This is a genomic window from Salipiger sp., assembly GCF_048261495.1.
Lineage (GTDB): Bacteria > Pseudomonadota > Alphaproteobacteria > Rhodobacterales > Rhodobacteraceae > Salipiger.
This window is the reverse complement of record NZ_JBLXFX010000008.1, coordinates 1-22,440: the sequence shown is the minus strand read 5'-3', so window position 1 is coordinate 22,440 and position 22,440 is coordinate 1. Positions and strand designations below refer to the sequence as shown.

General features: G+C 62.8%; 22 protein-coding genes, 1 tRNA gene and 1 pseudogene. 16 read left to right on the top strand and 8 right to left on the bottom strand.

Features of this window, described 5'->3' with window-relative positions; all coding sequences use genetic code 11:
- Positions 1 to 28 precede the first annotated feature (28 nt).
- Together ACN0RJ_RS16215 and ACN0RJ_RS16210 are read right to left on the bottom strand one after the other, a co-directional pair.
- The gene (locus ACN0RJ_RS16215) at positions 29 to 2,689 is read right to left on the bottom strand and encodes a Hint domain-containing protein (RefSeq protein ID WP_417724916.1); all 2,661 of its coding nucleotides are present in this window, start codon (positions 2,687 to 2,689) and stop codon (positions 29 to 31) included.
- A gap of 1,003 nt (positions 2,690 to 3,692) precedes the next feature.
- Positions 3,693 to 6,506 (bottom strand): TrlF family AAA-like ATPase, encoded by a 2,814-nt coding sequence (locus ACN0RJ_RS16210; RefSeq protein WP_417724915.1) that lies wholly within the window; start codon positions 6,504 to 6,506, stop codon positions 3,693 to 3,695.
- A gap of 388 nt (positions 6,507 to 6,894) precedes the next feature.
- Between ACN0RJ_RS16210 and ACN0RJ_RS16205 the strand changes: the two genes are divergently transcribed.
- The 3 genes and pseudogenes from ACN0RJ_RS16205 to ACN0RJ_RS16195 all read left to right on the top strand — a co-directional run.
- A protein-coding gene (locus ACN0RJ_RS16205; RefSeq protein ID WP_417723142.1) for an IS3 family transposase occupies positions 6,895 to 8,048 on the top strand; the annotation gives its coding sequence in 2 pieces (ribosomal slippage) (positions 6,895 to 7,147 and positions 7,147 to 8,048; 1,155 coding nt in all).
- 122 nt (positions 8,049 to 8,170) lie between these two features.
- Positions 8,171 to 8,449, top strand: coding sequence for a hypothetical protein (locus tag ACN0RJ_RS16200; RefSeq protein WP_417724914.1), 279 nt, complete (start codon positions 8,171 to 8,173; stop codon positions 8,447 to 8,449).
- Positions 8,449 to 9,432, top strand: a pseudogene (locus ACN0RJ_RS16195) (recombinase family protein); the annotation flags it as partial. The gene ACN0RJ_RS16200 and the pseudogene ACN0RJ_RS16195, both read left to right, overlap by 1 nt.
- 36 nt (positions 9,433 to 9,468) lie before the next feature.
- On the opposite strand, the gene ACN0RJ_RS16190 reads toward ACN0RJ_RS16195, so the two are convergent.
- Together ACN0RJ_RS16190 and ACN0RJ_RS16185 are read right to left on the bottom strand one after the other, a co-directional pair.
- On the bottom strand, positions 9,469 to 9,792 hold the full coding sequence (locus ACN0RJ_RS16190) for a hypothetical protein (protein ID WP_417724913.1): 324 nt from the start codon (positions 9,790 to 9,792) through the stop codon (positions 9,469 to 9,471).
- Positions 9,793 to 9,976: 184 nt separating this feature from the next.
- A tRNA-Leu gene (locus ACN0RJ_RS16185) sits at positions 9,977 to 10,060 on the bottom strand.
- A gap of 156 nt (positions 10,061 to 10,216) precedes the next feature.
- On the opposite strand from ACN0RJ_RS16185, the gene ACN0RJ_RS16180 reads away from it, so the two are divergent.
- The 6 genes from ACN0RJ_RS16180 (at position 10,217) to gap (ending at position 13,992) form a co-directional block, all read left to right on the top strand.
- Positions 10,217 to 10,795 (top strand): YqaA family protein, encoded by a 579-nt coding sequence (locus ACN0RJ_RS16180; protein ID WP_417721739.1) that lies wholly within the window; start codon positions 10,217 to 10,219, stop codon positions 10,793 to 10,795.
- Positions 10,795 to 11,259: a disulfide bond formation protein B gene (locus ACN0RJ_RS16175; RefSeq protein ID WP_417724912.1), complete on the top strand. Its 465-nt coding sequence runs from the start codon at positions 10,795 to 10,797 to the stop codon at positions 11,257 to 11,259. Before ACN0RJ_RS16180 ends, ACN0RJ_RS16175 begins: the two co-directional genes overlap by 1 nt.
- Before the next feature lie 381 nt (positions 11,260 to 11,640).
- Positions 11,641 to 12,180: a cytochrome b/b6 domain-containing protein gene (locus tag ACN0RJ_RS16170; RefSeq protein ID WP_417724911.1), complete on the top strand. Its 540-nt coding sequence runs from the start codon at positions 11,641 to 11,643 to the stop codon at positions 12,178 to 12,180.
- A complete protein-coding gene (locus ACN0RJ_RS16165) occupies positions 12,177 to 12,731 on the top strand; it encodes a helix-turn-helix transcriptional regulator (RefSeq protein ID WP_417721742.1) in 555 nt (184 codons plus the stop codon). The genes ACN0RJ_RS16170 and ACN0RJ_RS16165 overlap by 4 nt, the downstream gene beginning before the upstream one ends.
- Positions 12,732 to 12,763: 32 nt before the next feature.
- Entirely contained in the window at positions 12,764 to 12,907 is a 144-nt protein-coding gene (locus ACN0RJ_RS16160) for a hypothetical protein (protein ID WP_417721743.1), read from the top strand.
- Positions 12,908 to 12,990: 83 nt separating this feature from the next.
- Complete coding sequence (gene gap, locus ACN0RJ_RS16155) at positions 12,991 to 13,992, top strand: type I glyceraldehyde-3-phosphate dehydrogenase (RefSeq protein ID WP_417721744.1); 1,002 nt, start codon at positions 12,991 to 12,993, stop codon at positions 13,990 to 13,992.
- A gap of 54 nt (positions 13,993 to 14,046) precedes the next feature.
- Here the strand turns inward: gap and ACN0RJ_RS16150 are convergent, their stop codons facing one another.
- Positions 14,047 to 14,313: a hypothetical protein gene (locus ACN0RJ_RS16150; RefSeq protein WP_417721745.1), complete on the bottom strand. Its 267-nt coding sequence runs from the start codon at positions 14,311 to 14,313 to the stop codon at positions 14,047 to 14,049.
- A gap of 196 nt (positions 14,314 to 14,509) precedes the next feature.
- Between ACN0RJ_RS16150 and ACN0RJ_RS16145 the strand changes: the two genes are divergently transcribed.
- Together ACN0RJ_RS16145 and ACN0RJ_RS16140 are read left to right on the top strand one after the other, a co-directional pair.
- Complete coding sequence (locus ACN0RJ_RS16145) at positions 14,510 to 14,680, top strand: hypothetical protein (protein ID WP_417721746.1); 171 nt, start codon at positions 14,510 to 14,512, stop codon at positions 14,678 to 14,680.
- A gap of 32 nt (positions 14,681 to 14,712) precedes the next feature.
- Entirely contained in the window at positions 14,713 to 14,859 is a 147-nt protein-coding gene (locus ACN0RJ_RS16140) for a glyceraldehyde-3-phosphate dehydrogenase (protein ID WP_417721747.1), read from the top strand.
- Positions 14,860 to 14,862: 3 nt separating this feature from the next.
- Here ACN0RJ_RS16140 and coaD read toward each other — a convergent pair whose 3' ends face one another.
- The 3 genes from coaD to ACN0RJ_RS16125 all read right to left on the bottom strand — a co-directional run bounded on the left by coaD (position 14,863) and on the right by ACN0RJ_RS16125 (position 16,833).
- On the bottom strand, positions 14,863 to 15,360 hold the full coding sequence (coaD, locus tag ACN0RJ_RS16135) for a pantetheine-phosphate adenylyltransferase (protein ID WP_417721748.1): 498 nt from the start codon (positions 15,358 to 15,360) through the stop codon (positions 14,863 to 14,865).
- Between the two features lie 79 nt (positions 15,361 to 15,439).
- On the bottom strand, positions 15,440 to 15,874 hold the full coding sequence (locus ACN0RJ_RS16130; protein WP_417721749.1) for a CBS domain-containing protein: 435 nt from the start codon (positions 15,872 to 15,874) through the stop codon (positions 15,440 to 15,442).
- A gap of 62 nt (positions 15,875 to 15,936) precedes the next feature.
- Positions 15,937 to 16,833, bottom strand: coding sequence for a LysR family transcriptional regulator (locus tag ACN0RJ_RS16125; protein ID WP_417721750.1), 897 nt, complete (start codon positions 16,831 to 16,833; stop codon positions 15,937 to 15,939).
- Positions 16,834 to 16,934: 101 nt separating this feature from the next.
- On the opposite strand from ACN0RJ_RS16125, the gene ACN0RJ_RS16120 reads away from it, so the two are divergent.
- From ACN0RJ_RS16120 to ACN0RJ_RS16100, 5 genes are all read left to right on the top strand, one after another.
- The gene (locus tag ACN0RJ_RS16120) at positions 16,935 to 18,434 is read left to right on the top strand and encodes a CoA-acylating methylmalonate-semialdehyde dehydrogenase (RefSeq protein ID WP_417724910.1); all 1,500 of its coding nucleotides are present in this window, start codon (positions 16,935 to 16,937) and stop codon (positions 18,432 to 18,434) included.
- 240 nt (positions 18,435 to 18,674) lie between these two features.
- Positions 18,675 to 19,094 carry a hypothetical protein gene (locus ACN0RJ_RS16115; protein WP_417721752.1) on the top strand — a complete coding sequence of 140 codons (420 nt, stop codon included), beginning with the start codon at positions 18,675 to 18,677 and terminating at the stop codon, positions 19,092 to 19,094.
- Between the two features lie 166 nt (positions 19,095 to 19,260).
- Positions 19,261 to 19,680: a hypothetical protein gene (locus tag ACN0RJ_RS16110; protein WP_417724909.1), complete on the top strand. Its 420-nt coding sequence runs from the start codon at positions 19,261 to 19,263 to the stop codon at positions 19,678 to 19,680.
- A gap of 62 nt (positions 19,681 to 19,742) precedes the next feature.
- Positions 19,743 to 20,870 (top strand): carboxylate-amine ligase, encoded by a 1,128-nt coding sequence (locus ACN0RJ_RS16105; protein WP_417724908.1) that lies wholly within the window; start codon positions 19,743 to 19,745, stop codon positions 20,868 to 20,870.
- 75 nt (positions 20,871 to 20,945) lie between these two features.
- The gene (locus ACN0RJ_RS16100; protein WP_417724907.1) at positions 20,946 to 22,085 is read left to right on the top strand and encodes a glycosyltransferase; all 1,140 of its coding nucleotides are present in this window, start codon (positions 20,946 to 20,948) and stop codon (positions 22,083 to 22,085) included.
- Positions 22,086 to 22,440: the final 355 nt, after the last annotated feature.

The following is a 22,440-nucleotide window of genomic DNA, read 5'->3' as shown; positions in this document are numbered from 1 at the left end:
CGTGCGCGCCGGGGACGCCTCACCCGGATCACCGCGTCAAAAGTTCCGCCTCGTGCCGCTTCAGCGACCGGCGCGCGGCGCCGTAGGCCCTCAGCCCGTCCTGGTGTTCGAGGTCCGGAAACAGCTCCAGGATCTCCTGCCGCTGCGCATTGCCGATGCCCTTCAGCGTGTAGTCCCCCGGCTGGAAACTCTCGGTCCAGGCGCCGTTGGACAACACCACCTCGTGCTGGTCGAACATGAAGTGGATGTAGCTGACCCCCAGCGTGCCGACCTCGTCCACGCCATCGAGCCCGGTGAGGTGCTTTGCCGCCGCCAGCACCTCGCGTTCCTCGAAATAGAGCGAGGTCTTGTCGTTGGCGACGAGGATGCGGTGGTTCGGAGACACCATGAGGTCGTGTTCCGGCAGGTTGTTCCCCAGCGCGCCCTGCTGGATCAGGATCGGCCGCAGGTGCGGCTGGCGCGCAAGCTGGTGGCCGGTAAGATCCTTGCGGCCGACCCAGCGGATTTCCTGGATGCCGTTGTCACGGGTGATGACGCGGTCGCCGATCCCGAGATCCTCGACCATGCGCTCGCCCTGCGGGGTGGCTATCAGGGTGCCGGGGGTGAAGCAGGGAACGACGTTCTCGATATCCTCGAAGGTCATGGTCGAGACGGGCGCGTCCCCCCCGGCCTCGTAGAATTCCACGTAGCCGTCCTCGCGATCCTCCGAGGTGAAGATCACCCGGAGCCTGCCGCCGGTCGGGGCCGAGCCGGTCAGATCCAGCGTATCCCAATCGTTGGGGCGGCCGTCGGCCGCGGTCCCCGCCGGGCCGCTGCCGCCGTCGACCCGGTCGCCCGCGGTGGCCCCGAGGATGGTGTCGCGCCCGTCGCCGCCGTCGATGGTATCCGCGCCCTGCCCGCCGATGAGCGTGTCGTCGCCGTCGCCGCCCGACAGGCTGTCCTCGTCGATGCCGCCGTCGAGTCGGTCGTTCCCCGTACCGCCGAGCAAGGTGTCGTCATCGTCGCCCCCGAACAGCGTGTCGTTGCCGCCGTCCCCCGAGAGCAGATCGCGGTCGTTCAGCGCCTGCGGGTCGCCGGCATCGGGTATCGCCAGCCCTGCGGGTCCGGAACCGACGACCAGGTCGTCGCCGAGACCGCCCGCGATGGTGTCCGACCCGTGCCGCCCGAGCAGCGTGTCGGCCCCCGCATCGCCTGAGATCAGGTCGTCGTCGATGCCGCCGTCGACGAAATCGTTGCCCGCCCCGCCCGAGATGGTGTCGGCGTCGTCCCCGGTCAGGAGGGAATCGTCGCCGTCGCCGCCCTCGACGGAATCCCGCCCGTCATCGGTGTTGGGATCGGACATGAAACCGAGGATGGGAAAGGCCGGATCGTCGGACTCGTAATCCGAAAAGGTGTCGACGCCCGCGATGATCGTGTCGTTGCCCGCGCCGCCGATGACCGTATCCGAGCCCTGCAGGTCGGTGACGTAATCGGCGCCGTCGCCCGCATCGACGAGATCGTTGTCGATGCCGGGGCGGATCACGTCATCCCCACCGCCGCCGAGGATGGTGTCCGCATCGTCTCCGGTATCGATGGTGTCGGCGCCCTCGGTCCCCGTCACGCTGTCTAGGTCGTCGAACGGATCGGGGTCCTGGTCCAGCCCGTCGAAGGGATCGAGCGCCTGCAGATCCGGCCCGACGGGAAAGATGTCGGTGTCGATCCGCTCTCCGGCGGGAACCAGCGTGTCATCGCCCACGGTGATGACGATCCGCGCCGTGTCGCTGCCGCCGTTACCGTCGACCACGGTGTAGGAAAAGCTGTCCTCGCCGGTGAAGCCGGTCACCGGGGTATAGGTCAGGGTGCCGTCGTCGTTGGGGGTGATGGTGCCGTTCACCGGATCGGTGATCGTGGCGATGCGCAGCGGGTCGCCGTCCGGGTCGATGTCGTTGGCGGTGGGATCGAAGGTGACGGCGACGCCGGTCACCGTGGCATAGAGATCGTCGTTGGCGACGGGATCGGAATTGCCGCCCTCTTCCTCGCCCTCCGGGTCGGTGGTCGAAAAGGACAGGTCCGAGATCAGCACCGCCTGGGCGGAGTCTCCGCCGTTGGCATAGACCACCTCGATGCGCGACACCGGCCCGTCGATCGAGACCAGGACCGTGCCGTCCACCCCGGCAAAGGCGGTGAGACCGGTGCCTGTCGCGGAGGCGCCGGCAATGCCGGGGCCCGCGCCGAGCGCGGTCAGGGTGACGTCGACCGGATTGCCCGCGGCGTCATAGGCGAGGATCGTCACGTCGTCCCGGAAGCCCGAGCCGCCCTCGTCCGCGTAGCCGAGATCGCCGAGATCGCTCCCCGGGCCCGCGTCGATGTCGTTGAGCACGAAGCGCAGGTCGCGCACGTCGTCCCCGAAGAGGTCGGAGGTCGCGCGGAAATCGAGCACGGCGGTCGAGGTGGCCGAGGCCGTTCCGCCGCCGGTTCCACCGGAGCCGAACAGCTTCAGGTGGGAATTCGGGTCGATCCCCGAGCCGGCCGGCACATGGCCGTCAAAGCTCACGGTAAAGGCCTGCGCATCGGCGGCCTGCGCGGTGAAGGTGATGTCCACGGCGACCCCGCCGGTGTCGACGCTCGCCGTCACGGCGCCGGGCGCGGTATCGGTCAGGTTGTAGCCATAGGGCCCCAGCGCGCCCCAATCCAGAACCAGATCAGCCATCCGTCAACCCTCTCGCATCAAACCGGCGGCGGCGCATGGTCTGTGCCCGCGTCGCGCATTCACTCGTGGTGCAGGTCTGCGCGGGAGGTCGGAACCGTGCCGCAGACCGCCGGATCGTCTCCGGCGGACGCGCGTGTCCGGTGAAGCGGTGACTTCCCCGGGGCAGGTCTCCACGCATTCCCGCGAATGCCCGGCGATTCGGTGGCCGCCCGGAGGCCTGGTATCCTCGCCCCCCATTCGGGCATGAGCCGGATTTTATGGACCACGCGACCGCGCTCAAAGCGAAATCCGGGAGGCCGGCCGACCGGCGGACCGGCCGGCGGAAAAGTCGAGACAAATTCGAGCCAAGTCCTTCATTCCCCCGCGTCAGGGATTGTTTCCGGAATAAGAGGGGCGCGGCGGCCCCAGATCTGAAATGCATTGCCATCCTCCGGGGCATCCGGACAGAAGTCCTGACAATTCGATAAAATGTCTTTGGTTAGGAAACTGTTAACCGCGACCGGACTTTGCCGTCTTTTCCCGCCCGGCACGGCGCGACCGGCGGCGGTGGCTGTCATGACGCCGGAACCAATCGGCGCTCCCTGCGGTCATTGTCCGTCGCGCGTCGAAAGGACCCGGGGACTGACGCGAATCAGGTGGAACGCATGTGGCGGGACCCCGGCGGAATTGCGCAGCTTTCCGCATTGCCGCCCGCAAAGCGTGCAGCCTCCGACCGAGCCGGAGCGTTACTGCGGATCATGCGGAAATGAATTCACCGACCGAGATGCGCCGGGGCCGATGCGCATCTCGTCTGGTACGCCTAAAGCGACAAAGTTCAAACCCTCTTTTCGATGAACTCCAGCGATGGCAGGCCATACTTGCGACCCTTCCCGCCCGACCTTTCGCAGTGCGCAAGGATGGCGAAGAGTCGGCCTGAACGGGATCAAACTTCACCCGGACGGGGCTGAGTCAGTTTCTTCTGGTCGGCGCAAAATGGTGCATCGACCAGAAAAGCATGGATCGATCAGTAGCCGTATTTGTCTTTACGGTCACCAAAGGCCTTCTTGCCGCCCTCCATCGTTTCCGTAATCTTAAAACAAATATCGGTACTATCGATTGCACCGCAGCAACCCACAGTTCGCATTGCTTCCGGGGCGACATCCATGCCCACAACAAGCTCCGATGAACCGTTTACAACGATGTTAGCGTTATGGCTCGCGAAGAAGATTTGTCGCCTTTGCTTGGCAGAATGAAGTTTGTCTGCAAGTTCCGAAACGATCTTGTTGTCTAGATCACCCTCGGGCTGATCAATCATCAATGGACCACCCGGCTGCTCCAATAGCATGAAAAGTAGCGCAGCCGCACGCTGCCCCTCCGAGGCCTTATCGAAAGAAATTCGACGATCCTGATCACAGTAGAACAGGGATATGGCCGGAGCTGGAACCGCTGTAGCCATCACCTCTACTCGCTGTAGATCAAGCAAGGTTAGAAAGCTAGCAAGAGCTTTATCGGTGACCCCAAGCATATCTGACAGAGCAACGCACTCTGGTGCCCCTCCGGTCGTAGACGCGGACATTTGCCGCCAACGAAGTGCCTCGAAACAATCGTTCAAAATTGCCTCTAGCACGTCCCAAACGCCTTTCGCCGCGATTGCTTCAGATAGTTTTTGATGGCGAGTCGCAGTTTGCGATCCGGTTCTTGCCATTAGGTTGTCCGTAGCCTCGATTAGGCTAACTAGATCACCTTCGAGTTCTACTTCAGCCTCAACTCGGTTGTCAGAGAGCTTTTCGATCATATCCGCCCAATTTTTAGTTTTATCCGCTCTCTCCGTAACGCGCGCCTTGAGGTCGTTGAGGCGCTCCCCAAGTTTCTGGATGCTTGCCTCCGTAGAAGGCATGTCGGCTTTCAGTTCCTCAATTTTCGCATCTAGCGAGCGCAACTCCTCTTTCAGTCGGACGATCTGATCTGTTGCAGCCTTATGTTCGGTTAGCTTTTCCATAACCAGATTACGATCTGTCCGCGCTGCTTCTAAGCTTTGCGACAGTTCCTTTCCGGTGAGCGTAATTTTTTCTGAACTCTTGGCTAGCGTCCCAACTAGAGCGTCCACGCCATCAACAAGCATCTTGGAGAAGTCAGCGTATGCATCCTTGAACCCTTGGGCTTCATCAGTGGACTGAATAAACTTGGGAGACGCTTCTGCTTTTCTCTTTAGATCACCTAGCGCTTCCAAAACTGATTGAGCATGCTTTTCACATGTGACCCGCAATCCATCCTGAGCGACTAGATCATCAAAACGCGAAACCTTCTGTCGATCTTCTTCTGGAAGCTCAGGAAGGTTTTTCTCAAGGGCCTGAATACGCTGAGTCAGAGAACCTTTTTGCATCACTAGCTTATGCAGCTCGGCTTCTGCTTCCCAAGATGCCGATAGTTCTTGAAGCGCAGCCCGTACCTCTCGCTTTCCAACCTCAACCTGACGAGCCATGTTGTCGTCATCTATTTTGAACTGCGGATCGACAAACTGGAGCAAGTCAGACAATTGAGCTTTCTGCTCCGTCTTTTTTCCAATCTCTGAAAGTTCTCCTTGGCTGTAAACAACCCCGGGAAATAACGACCTCAAGTCTTTAAGAGACACTTCTTCTCTACTGCCATCAGGATAGGTAACAACCGGGCTGTAGGAACTCTGCGGACTGCGATGAATTGCGAACTTGGCTCCATCTTGTAGCAAGTCCAACTCGATGGAGGCAGACGGTTTCACCAGCGTATCTTGTATTAGACTTTCTAGGCGGTCTTGTCCGGAATAATCGACTTTCTTGAGATCATGGCAACTCCTCCCAAGCCCAAATGCAATGTATTCCAGGAGAGTGCTTTTCCCACTGCCCCGGCCTCCAATAATGGAGTTTAGCTCCGAACTAGTACTTAGATCAATTTTCTCGAAAATCGCCGACCCGGAAACTCGGACTTCTGTAATCGAAACTGACGTCAAAACCGGTGGAACCAGAGATATTCTCGACCTATGCCCGAGGTAGGCTTGCCTCACCGCCTCAGCAGTAGCGCTAGCCATCTTTATCCAGCAGTTATTTCTGCCCAGCTTTTTATAATCTGCGGAACGGGAATCGGACGTTGGTAAAGGATAAATGAACCTGCTTCCCCAAATGTCCTCTTCACCAGATATGCGACGCCTGTGCTTTCCGCCCAAAGTACTAATACTTTGACCGTTGTCCAAGTACCCACCAACATAGGGCATTCTGGAAAAGTCGGCGTGCATAGCATTTTTAACAACGGTGTGCTGCCCTCCTTCCGAAACATTCGGCAGCACAATGTACCGAGCTTTTAGCTCCGGAATCTGGTCAAGCTTTTCAGATATATCTGGATATAGTAAATCCAGTTGCGTTACCGCTGGTCCCTGCTTGCTCCGGCTATTTTGAGCAGCCTTCACGATACCGATTTTGGACTGCGCTTCCGACAACCATTCGTCTTCGAGGTCAGAATCAAACAGGATTATACATTGAACTCCGCCTCGACAGGTAAGCTCCATACCCGGCAGAAGCCACATATCAACTGATGCGTCTTCTTTTTTTTTGCGCTCTATGGCCTTTCTGACATATGGGACCATTACCATCTCATGGTGATCTGTTACTGCGATTGCCTCTAGTCCACGAGCAATGCATTGGCTCACAAACTCGTTCGCCCAGTCTTGGCGTTGCTGATCCACGTCAGCCATCGAGGCTGGCGTACCATTGAGATCATCGTTCTCGCCAGTAGGCCTCGGTCCCTGCCAGTTCGGATCGCGCGGCGTATGAATCTGAAAATCGCATTTGCGCCAATACGCATAGTTCATGTGGTAACCCAGTTCTTCGTGATGAGGCTAATCGCCCTATAGTGGTAGCCGCAGACTAGGTTCGCGGCGCCGCGTCTGCAATCAGATTGCGGACTACGGCTTATCCTTTGCTAAAAGTGATTCGGTACGAACGGCTGGAAGTCTTGTCAAGCAAATGTGGCACGGCCACGAGACAAAATGTGCTTAAAAAGGCAAGCGCGTCTCCGGCCTGCACATAGGCCTATGATTTCCTTCCCAAAACCACCAACCCGATGTGCTTTAAATCGTAGCAGCGAGGGCAATTAAATGCAGTAAAATCAAAGCTTTACTGAGCTACCCCCCGAAATTCGGACACTGACATAAGCTACGATTTGCAGTCTGCTGATCTTCGACGAGAAGGAGATCAGAGATGTCGAAACGGAAGCAGCACGCGCCTGAGTTCAAGGCGAAGGTCGCGCTGGAAGCCCTGAAAGGCGAGGAGACGGCTGCCGAACTGGCAAGCCGGTTCGGGGTGCATCCGACGATGATCCATCAATGGAAGCGAGCCCTGCTCGAAGGCGCCTCCGGTGTGTTCGAACGCGGGGGCCGCAAGAAGCCGGAGATTGACGAGGAGCAGGTGAAGGAGCTCCACGCCAAGATCGGGGAGCTGGCGGTGGCCAACTCTTTTTTGGAACGAAAGCTGAAGCCCTGGGGCGGGAAGTGAGGCGCGGCATGATCGAGCCTGACCACCTGGATCTGTCGATCGGCCAGCAGTGCAAGTTGCTGTCGATCGCGCGTTCGTCTTTCTACTACACGCCCAAGGGCGAGACCGAACAGAACCTCGGCCTGATGCGGCGGATCGACGAGCAGTTCTTGGAGACGCCGTTCTTCGGTGTCCGGCAAATGACCTGGCACCTGCGCAACGACGGCCACCTAGTGAACGAGAAGCGCATCCGGCGGCTGATGCGCCTGATGGGGCTAGTGCCGATTTACCAGAAGCCCAACACGAGCAGGCCGACGAAGGGCCACAAGACCTATCCCTACCTGCTCAGAGGTCTACGGGTGGAACGCCCGAACCAGGTCTGGTGCTCGGATATCACCTACCTGCCCATGCGGCGCGGGTTCCTATACCTCGTGGCGATCATGGACTGGCATACCCGCAAGGTCCTGTCCTGGCGGATCTCGAACACGCTGGAGGCCGACTTCTGTGTCGAGGCGCTGAACGAGGCCATCCACAAGTTCGGCCCGCCAGAGATAATGAATACGGATCAGGGATCCCAGTTCACGTCCTTTGCCTGGACGGATCGGCTCCGCCGGTCCAGCGTGCGCATATCGATGGATGGGAAGGGCCGTTTCCTCGACAATATCTTCATCGAGAGGCTGTGGCGCACCCTGAAATACGAGTGCGTTTACCTGCATGCCTGGGAGACCGGATCGGAGACGAAAGCGGCGATCCGGAAATGGATGACCTTCTACAACCACCAGCGCCCGCATTCAGCCTTGGGCGGCCAGCCCCCGGCGCTGGTCTACTGGCAGAGAAATGATATCAACCAACCCGATCAGCAGGTGCAACGAGTAGCTTAATTTACGCCAGATCCTGTCCAAGAGATGGGGAGTAGCTCATTACTTCGATAGCAAGTTTAGTTCATGCTTTTCAGCATCAAGGAATTTGACCTTCCCGACACTTGCATTGAAAGGGTTTGAACATGCTTCAAGACGGTTCGAACAATGTCCCGCCCGCCGCAAATAAAAACTGCCGCGCGCTTCTCTCGAAACCAAAGAACACCGGATCGGAAGCCGATCAGCGGTCAGATCTGGAACTCGGGGAAACCATCAGTGCGATCATCGGAGGGTTCATCGACATCGCGTTCGGCTGTTCTGCCACCGACATGGCTCAAAAGGCTGCAAACGAAAACAGTGAACTTTCTCAAACAGCACAGCTCTTCCTTCGCAAACGCACCAAACTCGAAGAGGAAAAGGATTGATGCCTTCGGAATCCAAACAATCAAAATGTAAAATATACACGCGTGTATTTTCGCAAAAACAAGTAAATGAAGGCTCCGGTCTCGGAAGTCAGGAACGCACGTGTCGTGATTACGCAGAAAGACAAGGCTATGAAGTGATTGAAGTTGTGGCTGATGTAATTTCCGGAAGGAAGGCAGAGAGACCGGGAATGCAAACACTACTCCGCTCCTTGCTTGACTTCAAACAAAGTACGGAACGGTGCGTGGTCATTGTCGATGACATTTCACGATTTGCGCGTCAAGTTTCTACTCATACAGCATTGAGGGACAAGATTGTCTCCCTTGGCGCAAAGATCGAAAGCCCAACCATCAAATTCGGCGAAGATGCATCCGGCAAGTTCATGGAACTGATCATGGCTGCTTTCGCAGAGCATGACAGCGCCCACAATGCGGAACGTTCTCGCAGGCGCACTATTTCCAGACTCAAGCTTGGATTCTGGACCTTCTCTTCTCCCCTCGGCTATGACTATGTTAAAGCGCCCGGAGGTGGAAAGCTTCTCGTTCGCCTTGAACCTTTGGCGACACATTTACAGGACGCATTGCAAGGATTCGCTGACGGGCGATTTCAATCCCCGGTTGAAGTTAAGCGGTTCCTTGAGAGCAAACCAGACTTCCCGAACAAAAACAAACGTGGAAAGCTGCATTTCGACCTGATCAAACGAATGCTCACCAACCCCTTGTACGCGGGCCACTTGGAGTACTCGAAATGGGGTGTCCCGTTAACCCAAGCTCAGCACGAACCCCTCATCAGTTATGCCACGTTCTTGATCATTCAGGATCGCCTGAAAGGGCGTGCGACAGCCCCTGCCAGAAAAGACATAAGCGCCGACTTCCCACTGCGAGGTTTTTTGATCTGTGAGGCATGTGGGTATCCGCTGACTGCTTGCTGGGCGCGAAGCCGTAGCGGCAAGAAATACCCCTACTATCTCTGCCAACACCGAGGCTGCTCTGAGAAAGGCAAGTCGATACCGCGTGACGACCTAGAACGACTCTTCGGCGACTTGCTCAAGAAGTTGGTCCCCACTCAGCATACTTTCCAACTCGCGGAGAAGATGTTCACTGCTGCATGGGAGGAACGGCGTCACTCCGTTTTGTCGGAAAGGAAGAGTTGGCTGGCGAAGGTAAAGCGTCATGAAAAGAGCATCGACAGCTTGATCGAGCGCTTGGTTCAAACCAGCGATGAGAAGGTCCAAGCAGCCTATGAAAAGCGCTTGGCCGAATTGCACCAAGAAAGGGCAGTTGCTGAGGAAGCGGCGGCCTGCGTAGCGGCTCCTAGCCACTCTTTCGAAGAAATGTTCGAACACGCGATGGTCTTCCTCTCAAACCCTTATAAAATTTGGGAAAGTGGCCAGCTACAAACGAAGCGGGCGGTGTTGCGAATGGTGTTTTCGGAACCTTTGGTGGTAGGTAGGTTTTCCGGTGTTCAAACCGGAAAAACCACTATACCATTCAAGGCTTTATCGCTCATCCAAACAATGGATGGCAAGCTGGTACCCAAGGCCGGACTCGAACCGGCACGCCTTGCGGCGGGGGATTTTGAATCCCCTGCGTCTACCATTCCGCCACTTGGGCCCTGCGGCTCATTTAGCCAAACCGCCCCGCGCGGTCCAGTGGCAATTCGCGGCGTCCCTGCCCGCACCGGGGGTCACGGGAAATTTGCCCGGCCCCGGGTTGCGCCCCGGCGCGGAGCGTGGTTCCTGACCGAAACCCCTGCAAGCGAGACCGCCGATGCTGCGCCGCCTCTACGACTGGACCATGTCCCTGGCCGACCATCCCCGCGCGCTCCGGGCGCTGGCCGTGGTCGCCTTCATCGAAGCTTCGATCTTTCCGGTTCCGCCCGACGTGCTGATGATCCCGATGGTTCTGGCGCGCCCGAAACGGGCCTGGCTGATCGCGCTGGTGGCGACGGTCGCCTCGGTGCTGGGCGGGGTCCTCGGCTATGCCATCGGGATGTTCTTCTTCGACAGCATCGGACAGCCGATCCTGGCCGCGCTCGGCAAGGCGGATGCGATGGAGGCCTTCAACACCCGGTTCAACGGCGTCGGGTTCTGGGCCGTGCTGATCGCGGGAATCACGCCGTTTCCCTTCAAGGTCATCACCATCATGTCGGGCTGGACGGGAATGCCCTTTGCCGTCTTCCTGACCACGGCCATCATCGCCCGGGCGCTGCGTTTCTTCATCGTGGCCGGCCTGCTCTGGGGCTTCGGGGAACCGATCCGGGATTTCATCGAGCGCCGCCTCGGGCTGGTGTTCATCGCCTTCGTCGTCCTGCTGGTCGGCGGTTTCTACCTAGTGAGGTTCCTGTGATGCTCACGCGCAATCACCTCGTCCTTCTTGCCGCCATGGGATCCGCCGCGCTTCTGCTGGGGGCCTTCGGGTTCCAGTACATCGGCGGGCTCGCGCCCTGCCACCTGTGCCTGCTGCAGCGCTGGCCGCACGCGGCGGCGATCGTCATCGGAGTCGCGGCGGTGGCGATCCGGGGCGCCGCCCTGCCGCTGTTCGGCGCGCTGGCGGCGGCCACGTCGGGCGGCATCGGGATCTACCACACCGGGGTCGAGCGCGGCTGGTGGCCGGGTCCGGACACCTGCACCTCGAGCCCGGTCGGCGGGATGTCCACGGACGATCTGCTGAACCGGATCATGACCGCGCCGATGGTGCGCTGCGACGATGTCGCCTGGGAGATGCTGGGCCTGTCGATGGCAAGCTGGAATGCCCTCGCCTCGGCCGTCCTGGTGCTTTTCTGGCTCCTCGCGGCACGAAAGACCGCCTGAACCAAAGGTCGAGACGGTGCAAATGCACCTTCCGGCCCATGGTTCCCGTTACATTCATCGCTCAGGTCGGTGGCAGAGCGCCGGGCATCGCCCCGCATGATCCAGCCCACCGGAGACCCGAGATGAACCGCCCCCCTTGTACCGCCCTGCCCGCCCCTGCCGCTGCCCCTGCGCCGGGAGCGGGCGCGGCCGCGACGCCCCTCCACACCGCGCATCGGGACCGGACCCGCACGGGGCCTACCGCGGGGCACCACCCCGCCGCTGCGCCCGCCCTCATGACAACCGCGACCGCCTGCTAGGCCCGCATCCGGCGCGGCCCCGACCCGTCAGCGGCCACCTGTCCGCCCGGGTCCGCGCCCCCTTGTTCGAGGAGGTCGGTCCATGACACGACATTTCATCTGGGACCCCCTCGTGCGGGTCTTTCACTGGAGCCTCGCCGCCGGGTTCCTTGCCAATGCGCTGATCACCGATCCCGAGACGGGGCTGCACCGAAGCATCGGGTTCGCCATCGCGGGGATCGTGCTGCTGCGGATCCTCTGGGGGTTCGTCGGGCCGCACTCGGCGCGGTTTGCCAGCTTCCTGCCGACGCGGAACGGCCTGCGCAGGCAGATGACCGACATGGCGACCGGGCGGCGGCGGGTCCACCTGCTGCACACCCCGCTCGGCGCGCTGATGATCTTCAACCTGCTCGCCACGATGTCGGCGCTGGCATTGACCGGCTGGATGTCGACCACCGGCAACCGGTGGGGCGGCGACCCGGTCGAGGAGGTGCACGAGGCCCTGGTGGCCTGGGCTGCGATCTCGGTCGTGCTGCATGTGGGTGCGGTGATCTTCGAAAGCCGCCGCACCGGAGTCAATCTGCCGCGGGCGATGGTGACGGGTGTCAAATCCGTTCCGGATGGTGCAAATATCGAGGCATGAATGCCGATCAAGACAAGCTGACCGAGCGGTCGACACCGCTGGTCGCCCTGATCGCCGTGCAGGTCTTCTGCGCGGCGTTCTTCGTGTGGGACGTGGCGGGCGATGCGGTCGAGCTCGGCTGGCCGCCGCTCGACGCGGAATTCGTGGTCGAAACCTCGGTCGCGCTGTGCCTCATCGCCGCGATGGTGGTCGAGACCCGGGTGCTGATGAGCCTGCTGCGCCGCAAGGCCCACCTGGAGCGGCAGCTCTCGCTGGCGGCCGGGGCCTTTCACGACATCGCCGAGGCGCAGTTCCGCCAGTGGGGCCTGACCCCGTCCGAACAGGACGTGGCCATGCTCATGCTCAAGGGGATGTCGATTCCCGAGATCGCACGGATCCGCGGTTCGGCCGAGGGCACGGTGAAATCCCACCTGAACGGCATCTACCGCAAGGCGGGCGTGACGGGGCGCGGCGCCTTCCTCAGCCTGTTCATCGAGGATCTCATGGCCGCCGCCCCCGCCGTGCCGGCGACGCCGGCAGAGCCCCCGGCGGTCGCCGCACAAGGAAGGTGACAGCGCCGCCGCGCTCTGGCATCAGGACGCGCATGACCAACCGTCTTGCCATCTGGCTCGGAGCCCTGATCGCGATCGCCGTCGCCGTCGACCTGCTGGTCTTCGGCGCGGACCATCTTCTGTTCCTGGCCCGCAAGTTCTTTGCCCTGCTCGACTGGCTAGCCTTCTGGCGCTAATTCGCGCGGGTTCGGTTGACTTGTCGTGGCCAACCTGATTGCGTCTGACCAACTCAGACTCTCGGAACGCGAGGAGATTTTCCATGACCGTCAAAGTTGCCATCAACGGATTCGGACGCATCGGACGCAACGTGCTTCGCGCCATCGTGGAGTCCGGCAGGACCGACATCGAAGTGATCGCGATCAACGATCTGGGGCCGGTGGAAACCAACGCGCATCTGCTTCAGTTCGATTCCGTTCACGGGCGCTTTCCGGCCGAAGTGACCACCGGCGAGGACTGGATCGACGTCGGTCGCGGCAAGATGAAGGTCAGCGCGATGCGCAACCCGGCCGACCTGCCCTGGTCCGACGTGGATGTGGTGATGGAATGCACCGGCATCTTCACCTCCAAGGAAAAGTGCCAGGCGCATCTCGAGAACGGCTCCTCGCGGGTGCTGATTTCGGCCCCCGGCACCAATGCGGACAAGACCATCGTGTTCGGCGTGAACGACGGCGTGCTCACCTCCGAGGACCTGATCGTGTCCAACGCCTCCTGCACGACGAACTGCCTGTCGCCCGTCGCCAAGGTGCTGAACGAGACGGTGGGGATCGAAAAGGGCTTCATGACCACGATCCACAGCTATACCGGCGACCAGCCGACGCTCGACACCATGCACAGCGACCTGTATCGCGCGCGCGCCGCGGCGCTGTCGATGATCCCGACCTCGACCGGCGCGGCCAAGGCCGTGGGCCTGGTGCTGCCGGAACTCAACGGCAAGCTCGACGGCGTGGCGATCCGGGTGCCGACGCCGAACGTCTCGGTCGTCGACCTGACCTTCATCGCCAGGAAGTCCACCACCGTGGACGAGATCAACGCCGCGATCCGAGCCGCCGCCGACGGCCCGCTGAAGGGCATCCTCGGTTATACCGACAAGAAGCTGGTGTCCTCCGACTTCAACCACGATCCGCATTCCTCGGTGTTCCACACCGATCAGACCAAGGTCATGGACGGCACCATGGTCCGCATCCTGACCTGGTACGACAACGAATGGGGCTTCTCGAACCGCATGTCCGACACCGCCGTGGCGATGGGCAAGCTCATCTGAGCGCGGCGGTCACCGTTCGACGATCCGGGGCGGGGCCGCAAGGCTCCGCCCTTTTCAGTCCTCGATCATGCGGCGCGCGGCGGAATAGCCCTGCTGGGCGAGCACATCCGCCACCCGCTCCTTGCCGGAGGCGCGCCCCGCCTGCCACGAGGACGGCAGATAGGACGTGGTGACGGGCACCGGGGGCGGAAACCCCGCGAGCACCCGTGCGCTGTCGGCGGCGGGCGAGGCCCCTGCCGCCGCCCGCACGACGGGCACCCCCGTATCTGACGACGTCGGTCCCGGCCGGATCGGCGAGACGGCGGTATAGCGAATATCCATCCGGTCATCTCCTTCATGTGGATGGGATTAACCATACGCCCGCATGGTTGATATTTCCTTACCGCCCGCCCCCGGACCGCTCCGCCATGCAGAGAATGCAGTGCGGCCTTCGGTTTTCGTCAGTTGTGCTGCGGCGCAGCATGACTAGTTTCAGCGCTAACGGAACCAAGGGAGGGGAGCGGAAAAGGATATGAACATGACGCTGCTGACAACCCTTCGCACCCGCCTCGCCCGGCACGCCCGCTACCGCCGCACGGTGCGGGAACTGCTGGCGCTGCCGCTGGACGTGGCGCTCGATCTCGACATTCACCAAGGCGATGCCCGACGCATCGCAGCCGCGGCCGTCTATGGCCGGACCGGCGCCTGATCCCGGCGCCCCTTTCGCAAGGACCGAAAATCATGTCTATCATCAACAGCTTCCGCCGCCACCGCGCCTACCGCCGCACGCTGAACGAGCTGCGCTCGCTGTCGCTGCGCACCCGTCTCGACTGCGATTTCGCAGGCATCGAGGACCGTATCGCCCGCCGCGCCGTCTACGGCGCCTGAGCGTCAGTCCTTGCCGTAGCGCGTCATCAGCGCTCTGCGGACCGGCGGCGTGACGAACTTGGACACGTCGCCGTCGAGCCGCGCGATCTCCTTGACCAGCTTGGAGGCCACCGCCTGATGCCGGGCCTCGGCCATCAGGAAGACGGTTTCCACCCCGGCGTCGAGCGCCCGGTTCATCCCGACCATCTGGAATTCGTATTCGAAATCCGCAACTGCCCGCAGACCGCGCACGATGACATTGGCGCCGACGTCGCGGGCACAGTGAATCAGCAGATTCTCGAAGGGATGGGCGATCATCTCGGTCCCGGTGTCCTTGGACAGCTGGGCGATTTCGCCCTCGATCATCGCCACGCGCTCCTCGAGCGAGAACAGCGGCCCCTTGTCGCGATTGATCGCCACACCGATGACAAGTCGATCGACCAGCACCGCCGCGCGGCGGATGATGTCGATATGTCCGATGGTGATGGGATCGAACGTGCCGGGATAAAGTCCAATGCGCATGACGGCTTCCGTGCTTCTGATCTTTCCCGCACGCAACAATATTGCGTACGGGAATGCAACCGGAAAGCTGACGGCCGGTTCAGAAGCCCATGATCATGCCCTGGAGCGCGTCCTTCTCCATGGCGAGTTCCGAGATCTGTGCCTTGACCACGTCGCCGATGGTGACGATTCCGGTCATTTCGCCGTCGTCGACCACCGGCATGTGGCGGAACCTGCCGCGGGTCATGCGGGCGAGCACCTCGTTGGTGTCGTCGTCGCTGGAGCAGACCTCGACCTTCTGGGTCATGTACTCCTCGACCGGGCGGGACAGGGATTCGGCCCCGACCTGCCCGAGCTGGCGCACCACGTCCCGTTCCGAGATGATTCCCAGGGCCGTCCTGCCGTCCGACGAAACCACCACGCCGCCGATCCGCTTTTCGGCCAGCAGTTTCGTCAGTTCGGCCACGGTCGTTCCGGGCCTGATCGTGATCACACCGCCTTCGGGCTTGTCCTTGAGAATCTGCTTCACCTGCATTCCGGTCTCCTCATCGCTGCGCGGGGGTCTTGGTCTCAGGGTCGGACCCCTGCGACAATCTGTCAAGCAAGACCTTCGAGTCGCAGCAATTCCCGGCGCACGCCGTCCGCCAATGCATCGGCAAAGCGGTTCAGCCTGTCGAGGCGGCGGTCGTCGGCATGACGGACGAGGTAGAAGCTCCGGGTCAGGCTGATCTCGTCGGTCAGCACGGTCTTCAGCCCCGGCGCGGCGGGCAGCGCGAAATCGTGCACGATGCCCAGCCCCGCCCCCTGCCGCAGCCAATGGAACTGCACCGCGACCGAGTTCGACGCCAGCCGCACCCGGTCGAGCCCGGCATCCGCGAGATAGTCCAGTTCCTTGTCGAAGATCATGTCGGGGATGTAGCCGACGATGCGATGATGCTTCAGGTCCGCCCGGCTGCGGATCGGCGGATGCTGCGCGAGGTAGCTTTCCGAGGCGGCGAGGTGCAGCCGGTAGTCGGTCAGCTTCTGCACCACCAGCCGCCCCGCCGTCGGCGCCGATACCGCGACCGCCATGTCCGCCTCGCGCCGGGACAGGTTCACGACGCGGGGCAGCGCGACGATCTGGAGGTCGAGATCGGGGTTGTCGGCGGAAATCGCCGCGCAGACCTGCGGCAGCAGGAAGTTGGCACAGCCGTCCGGCGCACCGATGCGGATCTGCCCCGAGAGCCCCTCGGTGCTGCCCCGGACCGCCTCCACCGCCTGCCCCAGCGCCTGCTCGGCCTCCTCCGCGTGCCGCATGAGACGCGACCCGCCCTCGGTCAGCGCATAGCCTTGCGGCGATTTCGCGAACAGCGGCTGTCCCAGCCCCTCCTCCAGCCGCGCGATGCGCCGTCCGACGGTCGCCGGGTCGATGCGCAGCAGGCGCCCCGCCTCCGACAGGCTCTCTCCGCGCGCGACGGCAAGGAATATTCGCAAATCATCCCAGTTTCCGACCACCTCACACCCCCATTTATGCAAAACCTTTTTGCCGGATTACCTCTGTTTCCAGAAATTCTGCAAGACTAGAGTGCGCGGGACGCTGTCTAGGAGGATGAGCCATGGAAGAGCTGACACATTTCATCAACGGAAAGCACGTGAAGGGCACCTCGGGCCGGTTCGCGGACGTGATGAACCCCGCCACCGGGGAAATCCAGGCCAAGGTGCCGCTGGCCACCCCGGCCGAGCTGGACGATGCCGTGCAAAAGGCCAAGGCCGCGCAGGTCGCCTGGTCCGCCACCAACCCCCAGCGCCGCGCGCGGGTGATGATGAAGTTCGGCCAGCTCATCAACGAGAACATGGACAAGCTCGCCGAGGCGGTCTCGCGCGAGCACGGCAAGACCCTGCCGGATGCGCGCGGCGACGTGCAGCGCGGGCTCGAGGTGGTCGAGGTCTGCATGGGCGCGCCGCACATGCTCAAGGGTGATTTCACCGATGCGGGCGGCCCCGGCATCGACCTCTATTCCATGCGCCAGCCGCTCGGCGTGGTCGCGGGCATCACGCCGTTCAACTTCCCCGCCATGATCCCGCTCTGGAAGATGGCCGGTGCGCTGGTCTGCGGCAACGCGATGATCCTCAAGCCCTCCGAGCGCGTCCCCACCACCGCGCTGCTGCTGGCCGAGCTGGTGCTCGAAGCCGGTCTGCCCGAAGGCGTCCTGCAGGTGGTGAACGGCGACAAGGAATGCGTCGACGCGATCCTCGACCACGAGGACATCGCGGCGGTGGCCTTTGTCGGCTCCACCCCGATCGCGCAGTACATCTACGGCCGGGCCTGCTCGAACGGCAAGCGCGCCCAGTGCTTCGGCGGTGCCAAGAACCACATGATCATCATGCCGGATGCCGACATGGACAAGGCCGCCGACGCACTGGTCGGTGCGGGCTTCGGCGCTGCCGGCGAACGCTGCATGGCGATCTCCGTCGCGGTGCCGGTCGGTCAGGAAGCCGCCGATGCGCTGGTCGAAAAGCTGGTGCCGCGCGTCGAGAAGCTGAAGGTCGGCCCCTACACCGCGGGCGAGGACGTGGATTACGGCCCCGTCATCACCGCGCAGGCCAAGGCCCGCATCGAAAGCCTCGTGCAGAGCGGCGTGGACCAGGGCGCGAAGCTGCTCGTCGACGGGCGCAACTTCTCGCTGCAGGGCTACGAGGACGGCTTCTTCGTCGGTCCGTCCTACTTCGACAACGTCACGCCGGACATGGACATCTACAAGGAAGAGATCTTCGGCCCGGTGCTGAGCCAGGTCCGCACCGGTTCCTACGAAGAAGCGCTGAAGCTGGTCATGGACAACCCCTACGGCAACGGCACGGCCATCTTCACCGCCGACGGCGACACGGCGCGCGATTTTGCCCACCGGGTCAACGTGGGCATGGTCGGGATCAACTTCCCGATCCCGGTGCCGCTCAGCTACCACACCTTCGGCGGCTGGAAGAAGTCGGGCTTCGGCGATCTCAACCAGTACGGCCCGGATGCCTTCCGCTTCTACACCCGGACCAAGACCGTCACATCGCGCTGGTTCTCCGGCATCAAGGACGGCGGCGAGTTCAACTTCAAGGCGATGGACTGATCCACCGCCCCAGCCGCCCCGAGGCACCTGTTTCGGGGCGGCATCCTCTTCCGGGCCGGACGCGCATCCCCGCGTCCGGCCCGTGTCGTTTCCGCAGGTATGGCCCGTCCCGCGCCGCGTTCCGGTGCATTCCGGGCGCGTTCCGGCGCACAAGCATTGATCGCGCGCCCGTGATGTGGTTTCTGGTGGTCCGGCCTTCGACTAGACTGCGCAACTGTCGGTTGTTCCTCGGAAAATCAGATGCCTGTAAGTTATCGAATTCTTCCCGACCGCGGCCTCGTCTACGTCCGCTACGAAGGCTATGCGCGCCTCGACGACACCTTCGAGGCCTTCGCCCGCTACAGCCGCGACCCGGATGCCCGCCCGGGCCAGAAGCAGTTCGTCGACCTGTCGCGCCTGACCGGCTTCGAGCGCGACTTTGCCCGCCTGATGGAGCTTCAGGCCAACAAGGCGGATGTCTTTCACGGTCATCACGCGCAGACTCTCGTGCTGTACTACGCGCCCACCCCGATCTCGCGCGACATCGCGCGGCACGTGGTGCGCTCCTGGCGCGATGTGCCCTCGGTGATCGCGCTCGTGCAGGACTCCGAAAGCGAGGCCCTCGCCCTGCTCGGATTGTCGGAAACCAGCATCTCGCAACTTGTGGAACGCGCCGATTGATGGCACGTCTGCGGGGCGGTTCGGCCCTCGCGGCCGGCCGGTGTCAGAAGACTTTCGTTCGGTAGAGTGCGTGTTTCAATTACAACCGGTAATTGACCGATCCGTTTCCAGACCTAACCTTGACTGAACGGGTCGCCACGGCGATCCGTCTGCCGAAGGGACGAAAATGCCCGCGACTGTCCGCATCATCTCCAGCCGGAAGGTGGTTTATTTCCGGTATCACGGCCTGGTGACTCCCGAGGAGTGCATGTCGGTGATGTCGCGCGCCGCGAATGCGCCCGAATGCAAACCCGATGACGGCCATCTTGCGGATTTCTCCGCGACCGAGGATTTCGCCGGGGATTTCCACCAGATCCTGCGCATCGTCACCCACAAGTCGGCGCTCGACATGCCCGTCGTGCCCGGAACGCCCTGCGCCATCTATGCCCCGAACGATCTCACCTTCGGCGTCGCGCGCATGTATCAGCAGATCGCCGCCGGGATGCTGGCCTTCGACGTCGCCGTGTTCCGCGACGAGGCCGGCGCGCTGGCCCATCTCGGGGTGCGCGAACCCTCCATCGCCGCCCTCACCGCGCTCGACGGCTGACGCCGGCCTTGCCCGGCCGCCCGGGCTCTGCTTTGCTTGCGCCATGCAACGGGGGGCGTGCCATGGCGGAACCGGAATTCAGCATCGGGATCGAAGAGGAATACCTGCTTGTCGACCTCGACAGCCTGGCCCTGTCCGAAGCGCCCGAAGCCCTGATGGAGGCCTGCGTGGCGGACCTCGGCGAACAGGTCAGCCCGGAATTCCTGCAATGCCAGATCGAGATCGGCACCCGCCCCTGCCCCGACATCGCCAGCGCCCGCGAGGATCTGAAGCGCCTGCGCGCCACCGTCGCGCGCCATGCACGGCGCCACAACCTCGCGCCCATCGCCGCCTCCTGCCATCCCTTCGCCGACTGGAAAAGCCAGCACCACACCGACAAGGACCGCTACAACGACCTGCGCCGCGATCTCGCCGGGGTGGTGCAGCGGCTGCTGATCTGCGGGATGCACGTGCATGTCGGCCTCGGTGACGACCAACTGCGCGCCGACCTCATGCGGCAGGCGAGCTATTTCCTGCCGCATCTGCTGGCGCTCTCCACCTCTTCGCCGTTCTGGCAGGGCCAGGACACCGGGCTGGCCAGCTACCGCATCTCGATCTTCGACAACCTCCCCCGCACCGGTCTGCCGCCGCAATTCACCAACTGGCAGGATTTCGAGCGCTCCGTGCAGGCGCTCGTCGATCTCGGCGTGATCGAGGACGCCTCCAAGATCTGGTGGGACCTGCGCCCCTCGGCGCGCTTCCCGACCCTCGAAACCCGGATCATGGACGTGCAGCCCCGCCTCGAGGACGCGCTGATGCTCGCGGCGCTGAACCAGTGCCTGCTGCGGATGCTCTGGCGCCTGCGCCGCCTGAACCAGCGCTGGCGCATCTACGAGAACTTCCTCATCAGCGAAAACCGCTGGCGCGCGCAGCGCTACGGCATCACCGAGGGGCTGATCGATTTCGGCGCCGCCGCGATCCAGCCCTTCCCCCAGCTGGTCGAGGAACTGATCGGCCTGCTCTGGGAGGATGCGCAGGCGCTCGGCTGCCTGCCCGAGGTCGAACGCACCCGGATGGTGGTGGAAACCGGCACCTCGGCCAGCCGCCAGCGCGCGGTGCGCCGGGCGGCCGAGGATGCGGGCCGGGACGGCGATGCGCAGATGCGCTCGGTCGTCTCCCACCTGGTCGAGGAATTCCACGACGGTCTCTGAGCCGCCCCGCCCTTGCACCGCGCCGCCCTCGCGGGCACAAGGGCCGCGCAGAGGCGCAGCCGCGAAAGAGAGCCCATGAAGACCTGCATCGTCACCAGCGACTACTTCGTTCAGGGCGAAACCTTCATCAACCGTCATATCGAACACATGTTCGGCGGCGACACCTGCATTCTCTGCGGCCGCTTCAACGGCAAGGATCCGCTGGGCAAGCCGCTGTTCGAACGCCGCGCGCCGCTCTCCGTCGCCGACAGGCTGCGCGCGCCCCTCGCCATGGGCTGGAACGCGCTGGTCGAGGGCACCGGGCGGCTGCCCTTCGGCGACAATGCCCGCGCCCTCGAAGCCTGGCTGCGCGCCGAAAGGGTCGAGGTCATCCTCGCCGAATTCGGCACCCAGGCGCTGGTCGTGGCGCAACTGGCCAACCGCATGGGCCTGCCGGTCTTCAGCTATTTCCGCGGCACGGATGCCTCCCGCGCCCTGCGCTCGGCGCAGCGCGTGCGCTCCTACAAGCGCATGATGCCGAGGCTCGACGGCGTGTTCTCGGTTTCGCAATTCCTGCTCGACAACCTGGCGCGCCACGGCGTGAGCCACCCGAACGCCCACGTGGTACCCTCCGGCGTCGACATCCGCCGTTTCACCCCCGGCCCCAAGCGCCCCGGCTCCTTCCTCGCCGTCGGCCGCATGGTGGAAAAGAAGGCGCCCCGCGTCACCCTGCGTGCCTTCGCGGCGGCCGCGCGCGGCCGCGAGGCGCATCTCACCTTCATCGGCGACGGCCCGCTGCTCGACCCCTGCCGCGCCCTGGCCCGGGACCTCGGCGTCGCGGATCAGGTCACCTTCGCCGGCGCCCTCCCCCATGACGCGGTCCGCGCCGCCCTCGCCGAGACCGAGATCTTCCTGCAGCATTCCGTCACCGCCAGGGACGGCAATACCGAGGGCCTGCCGACCGCCATCCAGGAGGCGCTGTCGGCCGGATGCATTCCGGTCTCGACCTGGCACGCCGGGATTCCCGAAGCGGTCGAGGATGGCGTCAACGGCCTTCTCGTCCCGGAATGGGACGAAGCCGCCTTCGCCGACCGCATCGCGCGGCTTCTCGACATGAGCGATCGCGGCCCGATGACCGAGGCCGCCCGCCGCACCGCGATCGCGAAATTCGACAACGCCGTCCTGCTGGACAAGGTCGAAACCATCCTGCGCGACAGCGTCGCCGCCCGGAGCTGACCCCGCCTTCACCGGTTTGCAAATATCCCGGGGGGCCGCCGAAGGCGGCGGGGGCAGCGCCCCCTCCCGCGCCGTCCCACGGTACATACCTCCGCCAGCACGCATCTCCCGCCGCCCGCAGGCGTTTTCCCCCGTCAAACCCGCCTCGCCCCGCACCCCGCCCTTGCATCGCATCCCGTTCTCGGCAATGTTATGAACAAATGTTCAATTCCGACGAGAGACGGGGAGGGTCAGATGGATTTTGATTTGAGCGAGGAGCAGGTTTCGATATTCGGGATGTGCCGTGAGTTCGGGTCTGCGCGGATTGCGCCGTTTGCGCGGGATTGGGAGCGGGCGGGGACGATTCCGCGGGAAC